This window comes from Pseudomonas sp. RW3S2 (assembly GCF_014268955.1).
GTDB classification, from domain to species: domain Bacteria; phylum Pseudomonadota; class Gammaproteobacteria; order Pseudomonadales; family Pseudomonadaceae; genus Aquipseudomonas; species Aquipseudomonas wayambapalatensis.
In genome coordinates this window covers 105,263-128,049 of sequence record NZ_JABWRM010000001.1, presented here as the reverse complement: position 1 = coordinate 128,049, position 22,787 = coordinate 105,263, and the positions used below count along the sequence as shown (strand labels likewise).

The following is a 22,787-nucleotide window of genomic DNA, read 5'->3' as shown; positions in this document are numbered from 1 at the left end:
CAGGTCTCAGTTGCGACGATCCAGCAGATTGACCACCAGCCGATCCAGCCAGCCCCAGATCCGCTGCTGCACCCGCCGCCACAGCGGCCGGGCCTTCCAGTGATCCAGATCGACCTCCTCGCTCAAGGCGAAGTCCCGCGTGAAACTGGCCAGCACCGCAGCAGTCAGCGGCGGATCGAGGGCTTCGACGTTGGCTTCGAGGTTGAAGCGCAGATTCCAGTGGTCGAAGTTGCACGAACCAATGCTGACCCAGTCGTCAACCACGGCCATCTTCAGGTGCAGGAAACATGGCTGGTACTCGAAGATCCGCACCCCGGCGCGCAGCAAACGCGGGTAGTAACGATGGCCAGCGTAACGCACCGAAGGGTGGTCGGTGCGTGGCCCCGTGAGCAGTAAGCGCACGTCGATACCCTTTTGCGCCGCCCGGCGCAGCGACCGGCGCACGCTCCAGGTTGGCAGAAAATACGGCGTCGCCAGCCAGATGCGACGCTGCCCACTGTTCAGTGCACGGACCAGCGAATGCAGAATATCGCGGTGCTGGCGCGCGTCGGCGTAGGCCACCCGGCCCAGGCCCTCGCCCTGCGCCGGCATCTTCGGCAGGCGCGACAGGCCGAAGTTTTCCGGCGGGCGCCAGGCCGTGCGACGGTGGTTGGCGTGCCACTGTCGGTCGAACAGCAGCTGCCAATCGGCCACCACCGGTCCCTCCATACGCACCATCACTTCATGCCACTCGCTCGCCTCCTGGCCCGGTGTCCAGAATTCATCGGTCACGCCGGTGCCACCCACCACCGCCCAGTGCTCGTCCACCAGCAGCAGCTTGCGGTGATCGCGGTACAGGTTGCGCAGGCCCCGGCGCCAGCGCAGACGGTTGTACAGGCGCAGTTCGGCTCCGGCGGCCTGCAAACGCTGACGCAAGGCCGAAGGGAAGGCCAGGGCGCCATAATCGTCGAACAGGCAACGCACGCGCACGCCACGCGCGGCCGCAGACTCCAGGGCCTCGACCACCGCATCGGCACAGGCCCCCGCCTCCACCAGGTACAGTTCCAGATCGACCTGGCGCTCGGCGCGCACGATGGCCATGAGCATGCGGGGAAAGAATTCGGGGCCGTCGATCAGCAGTTCGAACTGGTTGCCATCCCGCCAGGGGAAGACCGGCCCTGGCATGTCAGCGCGCGGTGAAGATCAGCACCGCGCTCACCGGCACCGACGGGTTGATGGACTTGAGCCCGGCGAAGGTGCGCAGGCGTTCCAGCCCTGGCAGCAAGCCATAGTCTTCGGCACGCAACAGCAGCGGCTCGAGGGTCACCACCTGGAATCGCCGCTCATCGAGGCGGGTGGCCAGCAGCAGGGCGTTGTAGCTGTGGGACTGGCCATGCAGCGTCACGGTCAGCGGCAGGCGCAGTTCCAGTTGGGCACCGTTGGCAAGGTCGTTGATCGGGCGCAGGTCGAGCTGGGCCTTGACCGTCGCTTCGGGGAAGCGCTGGACCTCGAACAGGGTGTCACGCATGCGCTCGTCACGCAGCGGGATACCACTGCTCACCGAATCCATCTCGATGCTCAAGCCAGCCACACCCTTGCGGTCGATGGTGCCGTGCAATACCAGGAAGCGGTGCACTTCAGCAGTATCGCCGTTCTTGCCGGTGATGAACGACAGGCGCGAAGACTCACCGTCCAGGTGCCAGTTGGCATGGGCAGGCAGGCACAGGGCCAGTAACAGAGCAGGTAGCAGGCGGAGCAAGGTGGGCATGTGAAACCTCGTGAAGCAAGGCCGACAACCTTACCCCGCAGGCCTTCACGGCAGCAAGCGACAACCCTCGCGCGGCCCCTGCCAGACAGCCATGCTATGCCGTCCTAGGCCTTCGGCGAGCACGCTGCGTGCGCGGCTGTCCTCTTCCAGGCGCTCCAATGGCAGGTACTGCTTCACATAGGCGCGGCAATAGGCCTCGTCAAAACCCATGACGAAGCGGCACGAGCAGTACTCCTTTGCCGAGTACGCCGAAAGAATGCTCGGAAAGTCCGACAGTGCCTGACGTTCGGTCCATGCCCAGGCCAGCAGGACCAGCAGCAACACCAGCAAGATCCGCTTCATGCACCCGCCTTCGCCAGCACGGCCAGCACGCGCTTGAGCAGTTCGTTATGGCTGTAGCTGCCGTCGCGGTCGTCGCCGTAGCGTACGATCACCAGCTTCTGCGTGGGCAGCACATATAGCGCCTGGCCCCAGTGACCGAGGGCGGCGAAGGTATCGGTGGGGGCATCCGGCCAGGGCGGAGGGTTGCCCGGCAGCGGCTGGTTCAGCCACCAGTGCCCGCCGGGGTTGGCATCGCCCGGCACCGGCTCGGCATGGGTGAACAGGGTGCGATTGAAGGCCACCCAATCGGCAGGCAGCAGTTGCTGCTCACGCCAGCGCCCGTCGCGCTGCATCAGCAGGCCGATGCGCGCAAGATCGCGGGCACTGAGGTAGAGGTAGGAGGAGCCGACATAGGTGCCAACACCGTCGCGCTCCCACACCGCATGCGTGATACCCAGCGGGGTGAACAGCGCCTGCCAGGGATAGTCGGCGTACTGGTCCGCCCCGAGCATGCCGCGTAGCGCCGCGGCCAGCAGATTGCTGTCGCCGCTGGAATAGGCAAAGTGCTGCCCCGGCAGCTCGGCTTGGGCCATGCCAGCGGTGTAGGCCGCCATGTCATTGCGCCCGCGGGTATAGAGCATTGCCACGACCGAGGATTTGAGCGGCGCGTATTCATAGTCTTCCTGCCAGGCCAGGCCGCTGGCCCAGTGCAGCAGGTCGACCAGGCGCAGTTGCGGATGCTCACGCAAGGCGGGGTAGTAACGGGCGGCCGGATCATCGAGCTGGAAACGCCCTTCGCCGCGGGCGACGCCCAGCAACGTGGCCAGCACGCTCTTGCTGATCGACCAGGTCAGGTGCGGGGTGTCGACGCCTGTAGGCGCTGCGTAGCGCTCGTACAGAACACGACCGTCACGAATGATCAGCAGTGCATCGCTGCGCACACCGCTGCGATCGACATCGTTGCGCAGCGCGAAGGCATAGTCGTCGACAGCCTGCCAGTCGTACCGCGTCGGATCCTGCTGCCATTGGCTGTCCGGCCACTCCTCGGCGAACACCGGCAGGGCGATCAATCCGAGAATCCCCAGCACCACCTTCAGTTTGCCCATCGATACCTCACGCGCGGTCAATCGGCGGAGCATGCCTGGGCTTCATGACAATCCTGCAGCAGCCCAGGCCTTGGCCAGGCGTTTTTCCCGGGTCGCGGCGGCCAGTGCCAGCAGCCCCTGGTCGCGCTGCCAAAGTTGCACCCAGTGCCCGGGGCCGCTGGCCAGGGCCGCGTCGATATCACCACGCAGTGCCTGGAACTGGGCGAACAGGCCGGCCAGCAACAGATGACAGCCCACGCTGTCGGCGCACTGTCGGCTGGCCTCGGCACAGGCAGCGAGCAGGCCAATCAGGCGCAGGCGCAACACCTGGGGCCAGGTGCACTCCTGGGCAACGCCGTGCAGCCACCCGAGCAGCGCGGTGAGTACATAGAGGTCTTCGAGGGAGCGGAACGGTTTGACATAGGCCTCCCAGCCATCACCCGCCAGCAGCTCGCAGGCCGCGTGCTTCAGTTCGACACGGGCATGGCCGACCTCAGGCATCAACGGCAGGGTCGGCAACGCTTCGAGGGTCACGCCGGGCTCACCGGGGTAGACCACCGCCAGGCTCAGCCGCGCGCTCTCGCCCTGCGCTTCGCTGCGGGCCGCCACCAGCAACCATTCGGCGTCGAGACCGGCGGTGACGAAATCCTTGCGACCACTCAGCCGCAGCCCATCGAGACGGGTGTGCATGTCGGCCGGACGCACACTGCGTCGCTCGGTGGCGCATAAGGCCCCCAACCCCGCAGGCGCGCTGGGCCAGAGCACACGCAAGGCGGCCTGGTAACCGACCAGAAAGGCCAATCCCGGCGTGTCCATCGCGCGCCCACCCAGCGCCGCCAGTTCGAACGGCGTGACTGCGCCCAGACGCTCCAGCGTGGCCGCATAGGTCTCGCCCAGAGTGGCCGCCAGCGCCTGGCGCAGCGGGTCGTTGAGTCGTTGCAACCAGGTCATCGAATGCTCCTCGTGAGGGGTGTCACGCAAGCATCACCAAAGATTCACGGAGGTGACACCGCGCCTACCTAGGCTGACTTTGCACAACAAAGCCGACCGGCCGCAACCCTATTTGGCTGGCTTATGGAGACTCGCAATGACTCGGATCGCTCGCTCTGGCGACAACAGCACTGAACGCCGTCTGCAAGCCGAACGCCTGGTCGGCGCCGCGGCCCTGCAGGAAGCACAGGCCCTGCGTTTCAAGGTGTTCAGCGCCGAATTCAAGGCCAAGCTCAAGGGCGCGGAACTGGGCCTGGACATGGATGACTACGATATCCACTGCCGCCACATCGGTGTGCGCGACCTGGCCACCGGCCAATTGGTCGCCACCACCCGCCTGCTCGACCACCAGGCCGCCAGCAGCCTGGGCCGCTTCTACAGCGAAGAAGAATTCAGCCTGCACGGGCTGCTGCAACTGCAAGGCCCGATCCTGGAACTGGGTCGCACCTGCGTCGATCCCGACTACCGCAACGGCGGCACCATCGCCGTGCTCTGGGGCGAGCTTGCCGAAGTGCTCAACGAAGGCCGCTACAGCTACCTGATGGGCTGCGCCAGCATCCCCATGCAGGACGGCGGCATCCAGGCCCACGCGATCATGCAGCGCCTGCGCGAACGCTACCTGTGCACCGAGCACCTGCGCGCCGAGCCGAAAAAACCGCTCCCCACCCTGGCCCTGCCGAACAACGTCATCACCGAGATGCCACCGTTGCTCAAGGCGTACATGCGCCTGGGGGCGAAGATCTGTGGGGAGCCCTGCTGGGACCAAGACTTCCAGGTCGCCGACGTGTTCATCCTGCTCAAGCGCGATGACCTCTGCCCGCGCTACGCCCGTCACTTCAAGGCGGCAGTCTGATGCCGGGCCTGCGGGCCTGCGCCCGCCTCCTGCGCCTGGTACTGGTGCTGTTGCTGGGGATCGCCATGGCCAGCGTCATCGCCTTGGGCGAACGCTTGGGGCTGCACGCCTCCATCGAGCGGCGGCAACGTTGGACCTGCCTGTTCATGAAACGCCTGATCGGCGCCCTGCCCTTTGACGTGCGGGTCGTCGGTGAACTGCCCCAGCGCTCGATGCTGTGGGTCAGCAACCACGTGTCATGGACCGACATTCCCCTGCTGGGCATGCTCACGCCGCTGTCGTTCCTGTCCAAGGCCGAGGTACGCCAATGGCCGTTGGCCGGCTGGCTGGCGCAGAAGGCCGGCACCTTGTTCATTCGCCGTGGCGGGGGTGATGCCCAGCGTCTGCGCGAACAGATCAGCGAGCAACTGGGCCAGGCCCGACCGTTGTTGATTTTCCCTGAAGGCACCACCACCGACGGTCGCGGCCTGCGCACCTTCCACGGACGCCTGCTGGCCGGCGCCATCGATCAGGACACACCCGTGCAGCCAGTGGCGATCCAGTACCTGCGCAACGGCGAACCGGACCCGATCGCACCGTTCATCGGCGATGACGACATGGTTTCGCACCTGATGCGCTTGTTTGGCCGGGAGCGGGGGGAGGTGGTGATTCACCTGCTGGCGCCGGTGGAGAGCCAGGGCAAGGAACGTGCGGCGCTGGCCTTCATGGCGCAGCAGGCGATTCAGGTGGCTTTGTTCGGGGTCGAGGACGTCGAGGTGGCGGTGCCGCGTCGGCAGGCAAAAGCGGCCTGATTGCTGGGGTGGGGCGAGCGGCCCTATCGCGGGGCAAGCCCGCTCCCACAGGCATCCCGCTGTACTTAAAATCAGTTCGGTACCTGTGGGAGCGGGCTTGCCCCGCGATAGGGCCCTGGCAAACACTGCAGAACCTCACCGCCCCGCCGCCGCAAACACCTGCAACTGCGGGTAGAACTCACGAAAATCCGCCAGCAACGGCTCATACAACCGCTCCAGCTCCGCCATCACCCCGTTCATGCCCTGCGGCTTCGACAGCCGCCGCGCGATCCCCCCGAACACCTGCTCCAGCGTGGCGAAATCACCATAGGCTCCCAGCCAGTCATCCGCTGCCATGAACGGCGCAATACGTGCCAAGCGCCCCGGCAACTGCGGCTCGGCCAACAGCACCCGGTAAAAGGTGTCGGTAAACTGCGCCAGCGGCTGCTCGGCGTAATCCGCCCAATGCCGTGCCAGGCAGTGATCGAAGAACACGTCGAGCACGATCCCGGCAAACCGCCGACGCTCCTGCGGGAAGCGCGCCAGCGCCGCCAGTACCAGCGGATGGCTGTCGGTGTAGCGATCGATCTGTCGGTGCAGCCGGATCGCCGCCTCCAGCTCAGGCGCAAAGCGCCCTTCGAGCGGGCCTTTGACGAAATCGCCGTACAGGCTGCCGAGCAGTTGCTGCGGCGCCGGGCCGCCAAGGTGCAGGTGTGCGAGGTAGTTCATGGCGGCAGTCTAGCACTGTCGCCGCGTATATCGTTATAACGCGATATAGCGATTTCGGCTGAGCTCAGAACCTCTTCATATTTGTATATCGCGAAATACCGATTTATATTTCGCCCCATCGCGATATACCGCTACACACCACGAGCCCAACCATGCCTCTCGACCTCGACGAAATAATAAAAGCCCTGGCCCATCCGGTCCGCCGAGACATCCTCAACTGGCTGAAGGACCCTGCGGCGCAATTCCCCGACCAGCACCACAGCACCGAATTCGGCGTCTGTGCCGGGCAGATCGATCAACGCTGCGGCCTGTCGCAGTCGACCGTATCTGCCCACCTGGCCACCTTGCAGCGCGCAGGCCTGATCAGCAGCCAGAAGGTCGGGCAGTGGCATTTCTTCAAGCGCAACGAGGACACCATCCAGGCCTTCCTCGAGCAGATGAGCCAAGAGCTCTGACAAGGACCTTGCAATGCCCCTTTCACTGTTGATCCTGGCGCTGAGCGCCTTTGCCATCGGCACCACCGAGTTCGTCATCATGGGCCTGCTGCCCGATGTGGCGCGCGACCTGGGTGTGAGCATTCCCGGAGCCGGATGGCTGGTGACCGGCTACGCCCTGGGCGTGGCGATCGGCGCGCCGTTCATGGCCCTGGCCACCGCCCGCCTGCCACGCAAGGCTGCGCTGGTGGTGCTGATGGGCGTGTTCATCGTCGGCAACCTGCTGTGTGCAGTGGCCAGCGACTACAACCTGCTGATGTTCGCCCGCGTGGTCACCGCCCTGTGCCACGGTGCCTTCTTCGGTATCGGCTCGGTGGTGGCGGCCAGTCTGGTGCCAGCCAACCGCCGCGCCTCGGCCGTAGCGCTGATGTTCACAGGTCTGACCCTGGCCAACGTGCTGGGTGTGCCACTGGGCACTGCCCTGGGCCAGGTCGCCGGCTGGCGCTCGACCTTCTGGGCCGTGACCGGCATCGGCGTGATCGCATTGATCGGCCTGATCCGCTTCCTGCCGCTGCAGCAGGATGCCGAAAAGGTCGACATGCGCGCTGAACTCGCCTCCCTCAAGGGCGCCCGGATCTGGTTGTCGCTGAGCATGACCGTGCTGTTCTCGGCCTCGGTGTTCGCCCTGTTCACCTACGTTGCGCCACTGCTCGGTGATGTGACCGGCGTATCGCCACGCGGCGTGACCTGGACCCTGGTCCTGATCGGCCTGGGCCTGACGCTGGGTAACATCATCGGAGGCAAGCTCGCCGATCGCCGCCTCGCGGCCACCCTGGTGGGTGTGTTCGCCACCATGGCAGTGGTCTCCACCCTGTTCAGCTGGACCAGCAACGCGCTGGTGCCCGCCGAAATCACCCTGTTCCTCTGGGCCACCGCCGCCTTCGCCGCCGTTCCAGCGCTGCAGGTCAACGTGGTCACCTACGGCAAGGATGCGCCGAACCTGGTCTCGACCCTGAACATCGGCGCCTTCAACCTGGGCAACGCCCTGGGCGCCTGGGTTGGCGGCAGCGTCATCGCCCACGGCCTGGGCCTGACCAGCGTACCGCTGGCCGCAGGCGCCCTGGCTGTCCTGGCGCTGATCGTCACCCTGATCACTTTCAACCAGCGCGGCGACAACGATGCCGAGCTGGCCGCTGCATCCAACTGACCTACGCGAGGCTTTCGACATGACCACGCTTTTCGATCCGATCACCCTGGGCGACCTCGAGCTGCCCAACCGCATCATCATGGCCCCGCTGACCCGTTGCCGCGCCGACGAGGGCCGCGTGCCCAACGCACTGATGGCCGAGTACTACGTGCAGCGCGCCAGCGCTGGCCTGATCCTGACTGAAGCCACCTCGGTCACACCGATGGGCGTCGGCTATCCCGACACCCCCGGCATCTGGTCCAACGACCAGGTCCGCGGCTGGCACAACGTGACCCAGGCCGTGCATGGCGCTGGCGGGCGCATCTTCCTGCAACTGTGGCACGTCGGGCGCATCTCCCACCCGTCGTACCTCAACGGTGAGCTGCCGGTGGCGCCAAGCGCAATCCAGCCCAAAGGCCACGTCAGCCTGGTGCGCCCGCTGAGCGACTACCCGACACCCCGCGCGCTGGAAACCGAAGAAATCGCCGACCTCGTCGAGGCTTACCGGACCGGTGCCGAGAACGCCAAGGCTGCTGGTTTCGACGGCGTGGAAATCCATGGCGCCAATGGTTACCTGCTCGACCAGTTCCTGCAGAGCAGCACCAACCAGCGCACCGACCAATACGGCGGCTCGCTGGAAAACCGTGCCCGCCTGCTGCTGGAAGTGACCGACGCGGTGGTCGACGTCTGGGGCCCCAAGCGCGTCGGCGTGCACCTGGCACCACGGGCCGATGCCCACGACATGGGCGATGCCGACCGCGCCGAGACCTTCACCTACGTTGCCCGTGAACTGGGCAAGCGTGGCATCGCCTTCATCTGCTCGCGGGAAAAAGAAGGCGACGACAGCATCGGCCCCCTGATCAAAGAGGCGTTCGGCGGCCCCTACATCGTCAACGAACGCTTCACCAAGGCCACCGCCAACGCGGCACTGGCCAGCGGCAAGGCCGATGCCGTGGCCTTCGGCATCCCGTTCATCGCCAACCCCGACCTGCCGGCGCGTCTGGCCGCCGATGCGCCGCTGAACGAGCCGCACCCTGAAACCTTCTACGGCAAGGGTCCTGTGGGTTACATCGACTACCCGCGCCTGTGATGCAGGGCAGAGGATGAGCTGCACCCGCTCATCCTCTGCTGGTGTCCGCTTAGTGGCCAGAACCCACAGGCAATAATGCCGAAGCGGTTTACTCTGCGTGACTCATCCGCCACCTGCCATGGGCCTTCATGGCTGCACCGCCTGATCCACAGCCCGGTATTCGAAGGGATTGCCCTTGCCATACTGGGTCTGATCCAGCCTGATCACCGGAACCCAAAGATTGGTGCGAGCTTTGAATTTTGTCTGGTATGTCTTGGCGCTCGCGTCCGCTCCGGCCACATTGGCAAAGTAGAAGAAAGCCTCGAGAGGCAGTTTCTCACCGATATTCTGCGCCCAGGTCCGCACGAGAACCTCGTTCCAGGGACTCGAAATTCTCAGCGGTGTGCCCTTCGCCTCCAACGCGGCCAGGAACTGCGAGGGTACCTGTGTGCTCAGCGAACATTGCAAGGTGCTGTTGGCGATACCAGAGGCATGTGTGATCCACTGCGCTGCCGTGGTAATACCTTTTGCAGCACAGGAGCTCAGATCGGCAGCCAGAAGCCCCTGTCGGGATCCACAACCATTCTGCTTGTAATTACTCGAAGTGCCTGCGTTATGGGGATAGATACAGAGCAGTTCCTGGGCCTTGTTCTGAGCGATGGCGGTTTCCTGGTCGCTGAAGATGAAGCCACTGTTTATGGCGAGGCTGGTGACATGGGAGTCCATGCGCAGGTATGTGAACGACACGCCCCCCAGCTTCACCGCGTTCGGACTCGGGTTCCAAGGATCGAAATTCTCGTTGTACGTGCCCCGCGCCAGCACACCGCTGCAGTAGTACGCCGGGGTATTGCCGGCACAGGCGGCAGGAACCTTGCGGTAGCGCTCGTTCAAGCGTGCTGCGACGACTTCCCCGGGAGAAGGTGCGGACTTGACGATCTTCAACTCCAGCGGCTCGGAAATCACCAGCGGATTGCCGTCACGCCCCAGGCTCGCAGTGAGCCTCACGGTATTGCCCAGGTCCTTGGCCACATCGTCCTTGGCGACCTGGAAGCGGATATCTCCCGTACCGCCGAATCGTTGCGTGGGCAGGTCCAGACGCGCCCCTCCTTGCCAGCGCATTCCGACGGTATCGCCCTTGCGCAACTGCTGGCCATCCACCTTGATCGTCGTGCTGCCCATGATCAGATTGAGGTCGAGTTCACCCTTCGAGGCTTGCTCGGCTGTGGGCGCCTCAATCATCATCCGTTCCAGTATTCGCGCACTGAGCGCCTGGGAAATACGCAACGGATTTCCGTCTCCACCCACACTGGCGGAGATGATCACCGCACTTCCAGTAAAGAGGCTGACCGTATCGAACGGTACCTCGAATGACACCGGCGCAACTTTCTTGACCTCCTTGAGCGACAGATCGCGGGTTTTGCGGCCTTTCCATCGAAGTCCGACCATGTCACCCACTTTCATGCCGGGATAGTCAACTTCAACCGTCGTGACATCGCTGCCTGGACGATAATCGCCGTTCTTGTCGATGCCGAGCAGCTTCGGTGCAGGAACGTCGAACGGCAACGACTTGACCACCGTTACAACGATTGGGTCGGAAATGATCAAGTTCGAGCCATTTACCCCGACACTGGAGGTCAGTCGCGCAGTACCACCGACAACTTCCTCGACCAGCTCCCTGGGCACCTTGAACACCAGAGGCCCTGCCTGCTTGACGGTCTGAACCGGCAAATACTTGGATTTCTTGCCTTGCCAGCGCAACCCGACGGTATGCCCTGCAGCCATCGCCGGGTAGTCCACATGCACACTGAGCTCATCTTTGAAGCTATCGAGGCCGATCTGCCTGTCACGCGCTTCGACCAGCACCGGTGCGGGTACATCGAAGCCCGCACGCACGGCCTGCTCAGGTACTGCAGTTTCTTTGCCGTTGGGGACACAGGCAACCAGCGCTAACTGTAGCGAGCCGACTACGGCTATCCATGCCAGAGCTTTCATGGTGTCACTCCTTGATCTGCCGGGTTGTAGGTGAACGCACCTTTCCCGTGTTTGGATCCCTTCATGAAATCCCCCAAAATTTAGGAAAGCGCGCCCCCGCCGAGGCTCCAGAGTGCTCGAAAATTGGAGTTACTTCGAATCCAGTTAGAGGCACCGACGAAACGATGACCCGGCCGCTGTCGCACAGTGAATGATGTTGCCAGGATACAACTGAGCAACTTCAGTGTTTTACAAGAGATGAAATTTGGCCTGCTACTCCCAACGCGAGCGAAACTGGCAATAACAAGAAAAACGGTGAAACCGTATCTCGCTTGACGCCTGACCCGGAGTACGAAGTTGCAATGACAATCTAGCAACAACTTGAAGACTGCACACCTGACAAAATTAACAGGTGCCCGCACGCCACTATCATTTTTACCAGTTGCTCAGATATACGTATTTGCCTAAGGTCGATGAAACAGCAAGTGTTTGTCATAGCGAAATCGCGCGGACAGCGTCATCAACCCTGCAATGGAAGCTGCCATGTACCTGCCTCCCGTACTATTTAGGCTGAGCCTGCTTGCAGCCAGTCTGGTTCTCAATCACTCAGCACTGGCGGCGCCAGGACCGGAAACGGCACATGCCTTGAGTGTCCGCTACCTGCAGAGCCCCCCGAACTGTGGCAGCACCAACAAACCCCGCTTCCTGTGCGCAGGCGTGATACTCAAGGGCACGACCCACATGAATCAGGAGAACAGCTGGGATCCGACACCAGAGGAGCGCGAGAATGGCGGTACGGCCTACACGTATCTGGCAAAAGATGCCACCTTCAGCCATCTGGCCTTGAACGACACCAACGGCTACATCATTTACCCGGCAGAACAACAACCGAAAGAAAGTCGGACGCTGCAGCTACTGTGCTTCTTTCCAGTCGACGGTGGACGACGGACGCGTTCAGACCACGGTTGCGGGGAATCACAGGAGGGAGGCGCGAGCAGCCGCGCCTGCCATCTGCAAGACATCACCACAGCCAAGGGTTGGCTTGCCAACTATGGCAATGACCCCGCCAAGCAGTGCGGTTTCTCGGTAGCTAACGGGATGGGCCTGGTCGCCGTGAACGGCTTCAATGCTGGGGTAGAGGCCACAGGGCTTCTGCCAGGCGAGCAGAACAACGAACTGCGGGGCAAGACCTGGGAGGGAATTCCCACTGCTCACCTGCCGATCCAGGCGTTTTTCTACCTGCACGACAGTCCACAGGGGCTGCTCAAGGCACAGCAAGATCAACGTCAGTTCTACAAGGCAACCGGAACCTTCGTCCCGATCATCACACTGACACTGCCAGAAGCAGATCGCGATGCTCTTTTCAACTATGTCGAAGCTTCCCAGGCAAAGCTGGGCGACGTGATCTGTGAGCGTTACTTCGTATCCGGCCACTGGTTCGAGCGCAGCGACGTCAACCCGGGTAAAAAGGAGTGGGCGCTGGGACTGGTGCCGACCGATTGCGCCAGGGCGGTGAAAGCGAACCCGTCAGAAGAGGCGGAAAACGCGGCTGACCGGGAAATGCGCGACAAATTCAGCGCAGACCAACGCTGGGTGAATAATGACAAGGGTGGCATGACCCAACAGATGGTCTGCCACATGCGTATCGCCCACGACAAGCCCGAATGGAACCTCGAGCCGTTCCGACCGAACCTGCCGCTGGAAGACTATCTGCGCAAAGGTTGCAACCCGCGCTGAAACGCTACATTTTCACGGCCGCGCGTTGATCTGCTGCTGCAGGTTCTGGATCTGGCTCTGCAGGGTGTTGAGGCTGCGCGTGGTCTGGCCACGGAAAGCATCGAACTCCTGCACCGAGGTACCACTGGCAGTTGCCGGGCGATTGTCCGCCTGGCTCTTGAGCACCAGCACATCCTGCTCCAGGCTCTCGAGCGCAGCGCCTTGCTTCTTCACCGCTGCCACCTCGCTGCTCAGGCTCTTGAGCTGGCCATCGAGCTTGCCGCCATCGACCTGGCCCGACTTGAGTGCCGCAAGCTCGGTGTTCACCGCCTTGAGCTGCGCCTGCAACTGGGTCTGTAGCTCGGTCACTGCCTTCTGCTGCTCGCGGGTATCGGCCAGCACCTGTTCCAGGCGCTTGCCCAGATCGCCGGCCTGACCGGCAACGCCCTCCTGCTGCTTGCCCTGCTCGGCAAGGCTGGCCTGCAACTGGCGAATCTGCAGTTTCAGGGCTTCGCTGCCAGTGCTGCTGTTCGACTCGCTGGCATCGACCTTGCCGCTGATCGCCTGCAGGCGGCCGGCGGCTTCCTCGCTGATGCGGGCAAAGCTCTCCTGAGTGGCCACCAGTTGCTGCTCCATCAGCGAAATCTGCTGGAAGCTCCACCAGCCAAGCCCGGCCAGGGCGATGAACGAGGCCACCAGCAACGCCCACAAAGGGCCATTGCTGGTCGGCCGCACGGCTTTCTGCCGACCACGTGCCACATGGGCCGGGAGCAGCTCGTCATCATCGGGAGTACCCGCCCTCAGGACCGGCACATCATCGAAATCATCGTGGGCATCGTTGCGCATGGGTAGGTTCGACCGCACTAATAGCAAAGAGACATATTATAAACCGCCGGGATGGCGCACTGCTGACCACCGCCTGCCCGACAGGTTCACTGTTGGCCCGGCAGGTGCTTCCACCAGCCGCAGAATTCATCCAGCGCCGTCCACAGGCTGACCTTGGGGCGGTAGTCGAGATTATGCCGGGCGCGGCTGATGTCGAGGGTGAAATCCTTGCTCATCACCTGCATCGCGGTGCGTGTCAGGGTGGGTTGCGGCCGCCCGGGCCAGAGCATGCAGGCTGCCTCGTTGACCGCCGCGAGGCTGTAGGCGAGGCGATAGGAGCGGTAGCGGGTGACCTGGGGCAACTGCATCTGGCGCATCACGTAGTTGACCACATCCCACAGTGGCAAAGGCTGGCCGTTGCTGATGTTGTAGGCCTGGCCCAGCGCCTGCTCTTCGGCGAACAGGGCGCTGAGCAGCGCCTCGTTGAGGTTGTGCACACTGGTGAAGTCGACCTTGTTCAGGCCGTTGCCGATGATCGCCAGACGTCCCTTGCCCTGCATGCGCATCAGCCGCGGGAAGATGCTCGCATCCCCTGCGCCGGTGACGAAGCGCGGGCGCAGGGCGAGCACTTCGAGGCCGAACTCCTGCGCACCGAAGACTTTCTGCTCGGCCAGGTGCTTGGTCAGCGCATAGTGATCGTGAAAACGCCGCGGCACCTGGTCCTCGCGGATGTCCAGGCGCGAGCGCCCAGTGAAATAGATCGACGGCGACGACAGGTGCACCAGGCGCCGCACATGTTCTTTCAGGCAACCTTCGACCACGTTCTCGGTGAGCACCACGTTGCCATGATGAAAATCCTGATAACGCCCCCAGTTGCCCACCGCGCCCGCGCAATGCACCACGGCGTCGACGCCCTGGCACAGACGGCGCGCCACCTCGGCGTCGCCCAGGTCGCCCGGAATGAACTGCGCCCCGCGCTTGACCAGGTGCTCCACGCCTTCGGCACGGCGGCCGTTGACCCGCACCTGCAGGCCCTGCTCCAGGGCAAAACGCGCAAAGCGCCCGCCAATGAAGCCGCTCGCGCCGGTGACCAGAATTCGCATGTAAGACTCCGCCTTGCCAGATTACAGATGCAGTTGACGCTGCCCGTGCCTACAAGGGCACCAGCCAACCTGGCGCCGCCTGGCGCAGGTGTTCTGTCAGTTGGGCGAGCAGTTGCCCGCCATTGCGCCAATGATGCCAGTACAACGGTACATCGATGGGTGTATCGCTGCAGATTTCCACCAACTGGCCGCTGGCCAGTTGTTCGCGAGCCTGCAGTTCGGGCACCAGGCCCCAACCGAGCCCGGCTTCGGTCAGACGCAGAAAACCCTCGGACGACGGGCACAGGTGATGGAGAAAACCATCCTCGATCCCCAATGACGCCAGGTAGCGGTGCTGCAGGAAGTCGTCAGGTCCAAAGACCACCGCCGGTGTGCGGGCCAGCCGCGCCACCTCGAACCCCTGCGGAAAATGCCGCGCCATGAACGCCGGGCTGGCCAGCGCGCGATACCGCATCGCCCCCAACGGCTGGCTGCGCGCCCCTGCCACCGGGCGCTCGCTACCGCACAGGCAAGCCGCCACCTCGCCGGCACGCATGCGCCGCAGGCCGACTTCCTGGTCTTCGACCACCAGGTCCAGCAGCAACCGTTGCCCGGCACAGAAATCCCCCACCGCCCCGGCCCACCAGGTCGCCAGGCTGTCAGCGTTGAGGGCGATACGCAGGCGTTCGGGCATGCCCTCTTCATCCAGCGCGGGCACCTGGCGCTGCAGGTCACGTTCGAGCAGGCGCACCTGTTGTACATGGTTGAGCAACTGTCGCCCGACATCGGTCGGGCTCGGTGGCGTGGCACGCACCAGCACTGGCTGGCCGACACGTGCCTCCAGCAGCTTTATACGTTGCGAGATAGCCGACTGGGAGAGCCCGAGCACCTGGGCGGCGCGCTCGAACCCGCCTTGTTCGATCACCGCCGCGAGGGCAGCGAGCAACTTGTAGTCGAACATCGATTTTCCTAATGCCGGATGAGTGCTATTTGTTTTTCTTATACAGCGCCCTTCCCCACAATGGCCAGCATCTTCTTTGTGAATCCGCGTCGCCCTTCAAAGGTGGCGCCCGTGGAGTGTTCCCGCTATGTGGCAGAGTTACTTGAACGGCATGCTGGTGGCCTTCGGCCTGATCATGGCCATCGGCACCCAGAACGCCTTTGTCCTGGCCCAGAGCCTGCGCCGCGAACATCACCTGCCAGTGGCCCTGCTGTGTGTATTGTGCGACGCGATCCTGGTGGCGGCCGGAGTGTTCGGCCTGGCGACGGTGCTGGCCCACAACCCGACCTTGCTGGCCGCCGCACGCTGGGGAGGCGCGGTGTTCCTGATCTGGTACGGTGCCAAGGCCCTGCAGCGGGCCTGCTCCAAGCAGAGCCTGGAACAGCAGCAAGGCCAGGGCCTGCGTTCACGCCGGGCCGTACTGCTCAGTGCCTTGGCGGTGACCTTGCTCAACCCCCACGTCTACCTGGACACCGTGCTGCTGATCGGCTCGCTCGGCGCCCAGCAGACGGTGCCCGGTGCCTATGTCGCCGGGGCGGCGAGCGCATCGCTGGTGTGGTTCTTCACCCTGGCCCTGGGTGCCGCCTGGCTTGCGCCCTGGCTCGCGCGCCCCGGGACCTGGCGGCTGCTGGACCTGATGGTGGCGGTGATGATGTTCGCCGTGGCCGCGCAGTTGATCCTCGGCTGATTCCCCACTGGTCGCCAGGGCCCAACCGCTCTGGAACCTCTATTCCCTATAGTTGTTGCGTGGTTATGCGCGGGGGCTGGTGCTATGATCCAGCCCTTGCGTCGCAAAGAGTACAAACTCGCCGACGCTCATCGGGCCGCCCGTGATCGGCCTTGCGCAAACCGCAAACAGACCTGAATCAGGAGATCCACCATGGCTTTTGAATTGCCGCCGCTGCCCTACGCCCACGATGCCCTGCAGCCGCACATCTCCAAGGAAACCCTGGAGTTTCACCACGACAAGCACCACAACACCTATGTCGTGAACCTGAACAACCTGGTCCCAGGCACCGAATTCGAAGGCAAGTCGCTGGAAGAAATCGTCAAGACTTCCTCGGGCGGCATCTTCAACAACGCCGCTCAAGTCTGGAACCACACCTTCTACTGGAACTGCCTGGCACCGAACGCTGGTGGCCAGCCGACTGGCGCCCTGGCTGATGCGATCAACGCGGCCTTCGGTTCCTTCGACAAGTTCAAGGAAGAGTTCACCAAGACTTCGGTCGGCACCTTCGGCTCCGGCTGGGGCTGGCTGGTGAAGAAGGCCGACGGTTCCCTGGCCCTGGCCAGCACCATCGGCGCCGGCAACCCGCTGACCAGCGGCGACACCCCGCTGCTGACCTGCGACGTCTGGGAACACGCCTACTACATCGACTACCGTAACCTGCGTCCCAAGTACGTCGAGGCGTTCTGGAACCTGGTCAACTGGAAGTTCGTTGCCGAGCAGTTCGAAGGCAAGACCTTCAAGGCCTGATTCGTTCAGCGCTCCGAAAAACCCGGCCCTGGCCGGGTTTTTCTGTTTCCAGGGTCCAGGAAACGGAAAAACCACCGCTTATTTTCAAGCGCCCCGCGTCCCCTCTCTTGCTCCCCCCCAATAGCGCGCTAACATCAACCTTCTGGAAAGTTGATGCAGGACATTCAAGTCGCATGGCCGCGTAACCGATACAGTACTCAGGGTGCATCCAGCGACGGGCCCCTCGCCTGCCGCGGCAATCGGTCGATAGTGTATTGCCAAGGTTGATGGCAAAATAATGGCATGCGCATGGATTAAGGAAACCCCATTGAAGCTGGAATTTCGGAACAGCTTGTCGGTCAAGTTGCTCAGGGTCGTGCTGCTGTCGGCGCTCGCGGTGGGCGTCGTTCTCAGTTGTGCGCAGATCGTCTATGACACCTACAAGACCCGCCAGGCCGTCGACAACGATGCCCAGCGCATCCTCGACATGTTCCGCGACCCCTCCACCCAAGCGGTCTACAGCCTCGACCGAGAGATGGGCATGCAGGTCATGGAGGGCCTGTTCCAGGACGAATCGGTCCGCATGGCCTCCATCGGCCACCCCAATGAAACCATGCTCGCGCAGAAGTCCCGCCCCCTGCAGGACATGCCCCTGCGCTGGTTGACCGACCTGATCCTCGGCCAGGAGCGCACCTACACCACCCAACTGGTCGGCCGCGGCCCCTACAGCGAATACTACGGCGACCTGAGCATCACCCTCGATACCGCCAGCTATGGCGAGGGCTTTCTGGTCAACGCGGTCATCATCTTCATTTCCGGCGTACTGCGCGCCCTGGCCATGGGCCTGGTGCTTTACCTCGTGTACCACTGGCTACTGACCAAACCGCTGTCGAAAATCATCGAGCACCTCACCCAGATCAACCCTGATCGCCCCAGCCAGCACCAGATTCCCCAACTCAAGGGCCACGAACGCAACGAGCTCGGCTTGTGGGTCGACACCGCCAACCAGTTGCTGGCCTCCATCGAACGCAACACCCATTTGCGCCACGAGGCGGAAAACAGCCTGCAGCGCATGGCCCAGTACGACTTCCTTACCGGCCTGCCCAACCGCCAGCAGTTGCAACAGCAACTGGACAAGATTCTCGTCGATGGCGGGCGCCTGCAGCACCGTGTGGCCGTACTGTGCGTGGGCCTGGACGACTTCAAGGGCATCAACGAACAGTTCAGCTACCAGGTCGGCGACCAGTTGCTGCTGGCCCTGGCCGACCGCCTGCGCGCCCACAGCGGCCGCCTCGGCGCCCTCGCTCGCCTGGGTGGCGACCAGTTCGCCCTGGTCCAGGCCAACATCGAGCAGCCCTACGAGGCCGCCGAGCTGGCCCAGAGCATTCTCGACGACCTGGAGGTGCCCTTCGCCCTCGACCACCAGGAAATCCGCCTGCGTGCCACCATCGGCATCACCCTGTTCCCCGAAGACGGCGACAGCACCGAGAAGCTGCTGCAAAAGGCCGAACAGACCATGACCCTGGCCAAGGCCCGCTCGCGCAACCGCTATCAGTTCTATATCGCCAGCGTCGACAGCGAGATGCGTCGGCGCCGCGAGCTGGAAAAAGACCTGCGCGAGGCGTTGCCGCGCAACCAGCTCTACCTGGTGTATCAACCCCAGATCAGCTACCGCGACCACCGCGTGGTCGGCGTCGAGGCGCTGCTGCGCTGGCAGCATCCTGAGCTGGGCATGGTCCCGCCGGACCAGTTCATTCCGCTGGCCGAACAGAACGGCAACATCATCGCCATCGGCGAATGGGTGCTCGACCAGGCCTGCCGCCAACTGCGCGAGTGGCACGACCTGGGTTTCAGCGAGCTGCGCATGGCGGTCAACCTGTCGACCGTGCAACTGCACCACAACGAGCTGCCGCGAGTGGTCAACAACCTGCTGCAGGCGTACCGTCTGCCACCGCGCAGCCTGGAGCTGGAAGTCACCGAGACCGGCCTGATGGAAGACATCAGCACCGCCGCGCAACACCTGCTGAGCCTGCGCCGCTCAGGGGCGCTGATCGCCATCGATGACTTCGGCACCGGCTACTCCTCGCTCAGTTACCTGAAGTCGCTGCCGCTGGACAAGATCAAGATCGACAAGAGCTTCGTTCAGGACCTGCTGGACGACGATGACGATGCCACCATCGTCCGTGCCATCATCCAGCTGGGCAAAAGCCTGGGCATGCAGGTCATCGCCGAAGGCGTGGAAACCGCCGAGCAGGAAACCTACATCATCGCCCAGGGCTGTCATGAGGGTCAGGGGTACCACTACAGCAAGCCGCTGCCCTCGCGCGAGCTGACCGCCTTCCTCAAGCACGCCCAACGCAACCAGGTCTCGGCACTCTGAGCGTGGTCGTCATTGACGACCCTGGAAACGACATTTGCACGAAAAGCACGGCCAACCCTTTACATCAAATGCAAATCTTTCGCATTATGTTGCGGTTTCGCGTGCCACGGCGCAGCGCTTCCAACACATGGTCCAACCAAACGACGCAGGGAAACCAACAATGATTCGAATGCCTCTGGCCTCCGCCAGTCTGCTGGCCATCGCCATCGCTCTCGCCGGCTGCGGCGAAGGCAAGGACGACAAGGCCGCCGCTCCGCAAGCCCAGGCACCTGCCGCCAGCACCGCCGCCGCACCGGGGGCTGTCGATGAAGCTGCTGCCCAGGCCGTGGTCAAGCACTACGCCGAAATGGTCCATGCCGTGTACAGCGACTCGCTGAGCACCGCCAAGCAACTGCAGACCGCCATCGACGCCTTCCTGGCCAAGCCCAACGATGAAACCCTGAAGGCCGCCAAGGACGCCTGGGTCGCTTCCCGCGTTCCTTACCTGCAGAGCGAAGCCTTCCGCTTCGGCAACACCATCATCGACGACTGGGAAGGTCAGGTAAACGCCTGGCCCCTGGACGAAGGCCTGATCGACTACGTGGACAAGAGCTACGAGCACGCCCTGGGCAACCCGGCTGCCAACGCCAACATCATCGCCAACCCTGAGATCCAGGTCGGCGAAGACAAGGTCGACGTCAAGGAAATCACTCCCGAGAAACTGGCCAGCTTGAACGAGCTGGGCGGTTCCGAAGCCAACGTCGCCACCGGCTACCACGCCATCGAATTCCTGCTCTGGGGCCAGGACCTCAACGGCACGGGCCCAGGCGCAGGCAACCGTCCGGCTTCGGACTACCTCGAAGGCCAGGGTGCCACCGGTGGTCACAACGACCGTCGCCGCGCCTACCTCAAGGCCGTCACCGACCTGCTGGTGAGCGACCTCGAAGAGATGGTCGGCAACTGGGCACCGAACGTCGCCGACAACTACCGCGCTTCGCTGGAAGCCGAGCCGGTCAAGGATGGCCTGCGCAAGATGCTGTTCGGTATGGGCAGCCTGTCGCTGGGCGAACTGGCGGGCGAGCGCATGAAGGTCTCGCTGGAAGCCAACTCGCCTGAAGACGAGCACGACTGCTTCAGCGACAACACCCACTGGTCGCACTTCTACGACGCCAAGGGCATCCGCAACGTCTACCTCGGCGAGTACACCCGTCCGGACGGCTCCAAGGTCAGCGGCCCGAGCCTGTCGTCGCTGGTAGCCAAGGTCGACCCGGCCACCGACGCCACCCTGAAGGCCGACCTGCAGGACACCGAAGCGAAGATCCAGGTGATCGTCGACCACGCCCTCAAGGGCGAGCACTACGACCAGCTGATCGCTGCCGACAACGCTGCAGGCAACCAGGTGGTGCGCGACGCCATCGCCGCACTGGTCAAGCAGACCGGTGCCATCGAGCAGGCCGCCGGCAAGCTGGGCATCGACAACCTGAACCCGGACACCGCAGACCACGAGTTCTGATGCCAGGGTGAAGGGTTGAAAGGGGCGGCCTTCGGGTCGCCTTTTTCATGTCCGGGCTTTGCGCTGACCAAACCCGCCCCTTCGCGGGCAAGCCCATTCCCACTGGTACCTCTGGGAGCGGGCTTGCCCGCGAAGGGGTCGCCAGCGGATTCAGCAGGCAATTGCAAATTGCTCTTATTCAAACATCCCCATTTTGCTAAGCTTGCACGCCGGTTTTTCGCTCACGCCCAGGATTCTCGATGTCCTCGTCGCTGTCCCGACTCCCACTTCTGCTGCTGGTCACCGTCCTGGCCGCCTGTGACGACGCTCCGCGTTTCACCCAGGCCGAGCCCGGCGAAGCGCTGTCCGGCGGCAAGGCGACGATCCTGCGCAGCGACCGCAACGCCTTCTCGATGCCCTCGGCCAACCTCACGCCCGAGCGACGCCTGGATTTCAGCGTCGGCAACAGCTTCTTCCGCAGCCCCTGGGTGATTGCGCCTTCGACCACCACTGCCCGCGATGGCCTGGGCCCGCTGTTCAACACCAACGCCTGCCAGAACTGCCACATCCGCGACGGCCGTGGTCATCCGCCTGAGGCCGACGCCCGCAATGCCGTCTCCATGCTGGTGCGCCTGTCGATCCCCGACCAGCCGCAGTTCGTCAAGGAAATCGAGCGCCTCGGCGTGGTTCCCGAGCCGGTCTACGGCACGCAACTGCAAGACATGTCGATCCCAGGCGTGCCGCCGGAAGGCAAGGTGCGGGTCAGCTATGAGCACGAAACGGTCAGGTTCAACGATGGCCACCAGGTCGAACTGCGCCGCCCGACCGTGGAAATCACCCAGCTCGGCTACGGCCCGATGCACCCGGACACACGCATCTCCGCCCGCGTCGCCCCGCCCATGATCGGCCTCGGACTGCTCGAGGCCATCCCGGAGGCTGCGCTTTTGGCCAACGAAGACCCGGATGATCGCAACAACGACGGCATCCGCGGCCGCGCCAACCGGGTCTGGGACGATGCCCAGGGCAAGACCGTGGTCGGCCGCTTCGGCTGGAAAGCCGGGCAGCCCAACGTCAACCAGCAGAACGTCCACGCCTTCGCTGGCGACATGGGCCTGACCAGCACGCTCAAGCCCGAGGACGATTGCACGCCGGCGCAGGTCGAATGCCGCGCCGCGCCCAACGGTGACGGTGACAACGGCGAAAAGGAAGTCAGCGACAACATCCTGCGCCTGGTGACGTTCTACACCCGCAACCTGGCGGTGCCTGCACGCCGCGAGGTGAATTCGCCGCAGGTGCTGGCCGGCAAGAACCTGTTCTTCCAGGCGGGCTGCCAGGGCTGCCACACACCGCAGTTCACCACCGGTAACGACAACGTCGAGCCAGAACTGGCCAACCAGGTGATCCGCCCCTACAGCGACCTGCTGCTGCACGACATGGGTCCGGGCCTGGCCGACAACCGCAGCGAGTTCGCCGCCGGTGGCCAGGATTGGCGCACCCCGCCGCTGTGGGGTATCGGCCTGACCGAAACCGTCAGCGGCCACACCCAGTTCCTCCATGACGGTCGCGCCCGCAACCTGCTCGAGGCCGTGCTCTGGCACGGTGGCGAAGCCGAGGCTGCACGCCGTCACGTACTGACCTTCAATGCCGAGCAACGCGCCGCGCTGCTGGCTTTCCTGAACTCACTTTAAACGCGCAAGGAGCC

The 22,787-nt window shown here is 63.7% G+C and carries 21 protein-coding genes; 11 read left to right on the top strand and 10 right to left on the bottom strand.

Annotation, left to right across the window (positions count from 1 at the left end):
- Window positions 1–6: 6 nt before the first annotated feature.
- The 5 genes from HU748_RS00600 to HU748_RS00580 are packed head-to-tail and all read right to left on the bottom strand — an operon-like array spanning window position 7 to window position 4,104.
- A complete protein-coding gene (locus HU748_RS00600) occupies window positions 7–1,164 on the bottom strand; it encodes a phosphatidylserine/phosphatidylglycerophosphate/cardiolipin synthase family protein (protein ID WP_186710823.1) in 1,158 nt (385 codons plus the stop codon).
- A gap of 1 nt (window position 1,165) precedes the next feature.
- Complete coding sequence (locus tag HU748_RS00595; protein WP_186718797.1) at window positions 1,166–1,747, bottom strand: YceI family protein; 582 nt, start codon at window positions 1,745–1,747, stop codon at window positions 1,166–1,168.
- Between the two features lie 45 nt (window positions 1,748–1,792).
- On the bottom strand, window positions 1,793–2,089 hold the full coding sequence (locus tag HU748_RS00590) for an amidase (protein WP_186718795.1): 297 nt from the start codon (window positions 2,087–2,089) through the stop codon (window positions 1,793–1,795).
- A complete protein-coding gene (locus HU748_RS00585) occupies window positions 2,086–3,174 on the bottom strand; it encodes a serine hydrolase (RefSeq protein WP_272979728.1) in 1,089 nt (362 codons plus the stop codon). Before HU748_RS00585 ends, HU748_RS00590 begins: the two co-directional genes overlap by 4 nt.
- Before the next feature lie 42 nt (window positions 3,175–3,216).
- Window positions 3,217–4,104 (bottom strand): acyl-CoA dehydrogenase, encoded by an 888-nt coding sequence (locus HU748_RS00580; protein WP_186718793.1) that lies wholly within the window; start codon window positions 4,102–4,104, stop codon window positions 3,217–3,219.
- A gap of 136 nt (window positions 4,105–4,240) precedes the next feature.
- Here HU748_RS00580 and olsB point away from each other — a divergent pair, with 136 nt between their 5' ends.
- Both olsB and HU748_RS00570 read left to right on the top strand, forming a co-directional pair.
- Window positions 4,241–4,996 (top strand): L-ornithine N(alpha)-acyltransferase, encoded by a 756-nt coding sequence (gene olsB / locus HU748_RS00575; RefSeq protein ID WP_186710819.1) that lies wholly within the window; start codon window positions 4,241–4,243, stop codon window positions 4,994–4,996.
- Window positions 4,996–5,787, top strand: a complete 792-nt coding sequence (locus tag HU748_RS00570; RefSeq protein ID WP_186667311.1) for a lysophospholipid acyltransferase family protein — start codon at window positions 4,996–4,998, stop codon at window positions 5,785–5,787. The genes olsB and HU748_RS00570 overlap by 1 nt, the downstream gene beginning before the upstream one ends.
- Before the next feature lie 135 nt (window positions 5,788–5,922).
- On the opposite strand, the gene HU748_RS00565 is transcribed toward HU748_RS00570, so the two are convergent.
- Complete coding sequence (locus tag HU748_RS00565) at window positions 5,923–6,495, bottom strand: ACP phosphodiesterase (protein ID WP_186710817.1); 573 nt, start codon at window positions 6,493–6,495, stop codon at window positions 5,923–5,925.
- A gap of 152 nt (window positions 6,496–6,647) precedes the next feature.
- On the opposite strand from HU748_RS00565, the gene HU748_RS00560 reads away from it, so the two are divergent.
- Genes HU748_RS00560 through HU748_RS00550 form a run of 3 tightly spaced genes read left to right on the top strand, consistent with a single transcriptional unit; the run spans window position 6,648 to window position 9,205 of the window.
- Complete coding sequence (locus HU748_RS00560; protein ID WP_186667313.1) at window positions 6,648–6,950, top strand: helix-turn-helix transcriptional regulator; 303 nt, start codon at window positions 6,648–6,650, stop codon at window positions 6,948–6,950.
- 13 nt (window positions 6,951–6,963) lie between these two features.
- Entirely contained in the window at window positions 6,964–8,136 is a 1,173-nt protein-coding gene (locus HU748_RS00555; protein ID WP_186667314.1) for an MFS transporter, read from the top strand.
- 19 nt (window positions 8,137–8,155) lie between these two features.
- Window positions 8,156–9,205 carry an alkene reductase gene (locus tag HU748_RS00550; RefSeq protein ID WP_186710816.1) on the top strand — a complete coding sequence of 350 codons (1,050 nt, stop codon included), beginning with the start codon at window positions 8,156–8,158 and terminating at the stop codon, window positions 9,203–9,205.
- Between the two features lie 126 nt (window positions 9,206–9,331).
- On the opposite strand, the gene HU748_RS00545 is transcribed toward HU748_RS00550, so the two are convergent.
- A complete protein-coding gene (locus tag HU748_RS00545; RefSeq protein ID WP_186718792.1) occupies window positions 9,332–11,176 on the bottom strand; it encodes a hypothetical protein in 1,845 nt (614 codons plus the stop codon).
- Between the two features lie 522 nt (window positions 11,177–11,698).
- On the opposite strand from HU748_RS00545, the gene HU748_RS00540 reads away from it, so the two are divergent.
- Entirely contained in the window at window positions 11,699–12,892 is a 1,194-nt protein-coding gene (locus HU748_RS00540) for a DUF2599 domain-containing protein (protein ID WP_186710814.1), read from the top strand.
- Window positions 12,893–12,904: 12 nt separating this feature from the next.
- On the opposite strand, the gene HU748_RS00535 is transcribed toward HU748_RS00540, so the two are convergent.
- The 3 genes from HU748_RS00535 to HU748_RS00525 all read right to left on the bottom strand — a co-directional run bounded on the left by HU748_RS00535 (window position 12,905) and on the right by HU748_RS00525 (window position 15,739).
- Window positions 12,905–13,717 carry an ATPase gene (locus HU748_RS00535; protein ID WP_186718791.1) on the bottom strand — a complete coding sequence of 271 codons (813 nt, stop codon included), beginning with the start codon at window positions 13,715–13,717 and terminating at the stop codon, window positions 12,905–12,907.
- Window positions 13,718–13,803: 86 nt separating this feature from the next.
- Window positions 13,804–14,799, bottom strand: a complete 996-nt coding sequence (locus HU748_RS00530; RefSeq protein WP_054893815.1) for an NAD(P)-dependent oxidoreductase — start codon at window positions 14,797–14,799, stop codon at window positions 13,804–13,806.
- Window positions 14,800–14,848: 49 nt separating this feature from the next.
- Window positions 14,849–15,739, bottom strand: a complete 891-nt coding sequence (locus tag HU748_RS00525) for a LysR family transcriptional regulator ArgP (protein ID WP_186667319.1) — start codon at window positions 15,737–15,739, stop codon at window positions 14,849–14,851.
- Between the two features lie 127 nt (window positions 15,740–15,866).
- Here HU748_RS00525 and HU748_RS00520 point away from each other — a divergent pair, with 127 nt between their 5' ends.
- From HU748_RS00520 to HU748_RS00500, 5 genes are all read left to right on the top strand, one after another.
- A complete protein-coding gene (locus HU748_RS00520) occupies window positions 15,867–16,466 on the top strand; it encodes a LysE/ArgO family amino acid transporter (RefSeq protein WP_186667320.1) in 600 nt (199 codons plus the stop codon).
- Between the two features lie 192 nt (window positions 16,467–16,658).
- Window positions 16,659–17,255 (top strand): Fe-Mn family superoxide dismutase, encoded by a 597-nt coding sequence (locus HU748_RS00515; protein WP_186710808.1) that lies wholly within the window; start codon window positions 16,659–16,661, stop codon window positions 17,253–17,255.
- Window positions 17,256–17,562: 307 nt separating this feature from the next.
- Window positions 17,563–19,614 (top strand): bifunctional diguanylate cyclase/phosphodiesterase, encoded by a 2,052-nt coding sequence (locus tag HU748_RS00510; RefSeq protein ID WP_186667322.1) that lies wholly within the window; start codon window positions 17,563–17,565, stop codon window positions 19,612–19,614.
- A 160-nt stretch (window positions 19,615–19,774) separates the two neighbouring features.
- On the top strand, window positions 19,775–21,106 hold the full coding sequence (locus HU748_RS00505) for an imelysin family protein (RefSeq protein ID WP_186718790.1): 1,332 nt from the start codon (window positions 19,775–19,777) through the stop codon (window positions 21,104–21,106).
- 239 nt (window positions 21,107–21,345) lie between these two features.
- The gene (locus HU748_RS00500; RefSeq protein WP_186667324.1) at window positions 21,346–22,773 is read left to right on the top strand and encodes a di-heme oxidoredictase family protein; all 1,428 of its coding nucleotides are present in this window, start codon (window positions 21,346–21,348) and stop codon (window positions 22,771–22,773) included.
- The last annotated feature ends 14 nt before the right edge of the window (window positions 22,774–22,787 follow it).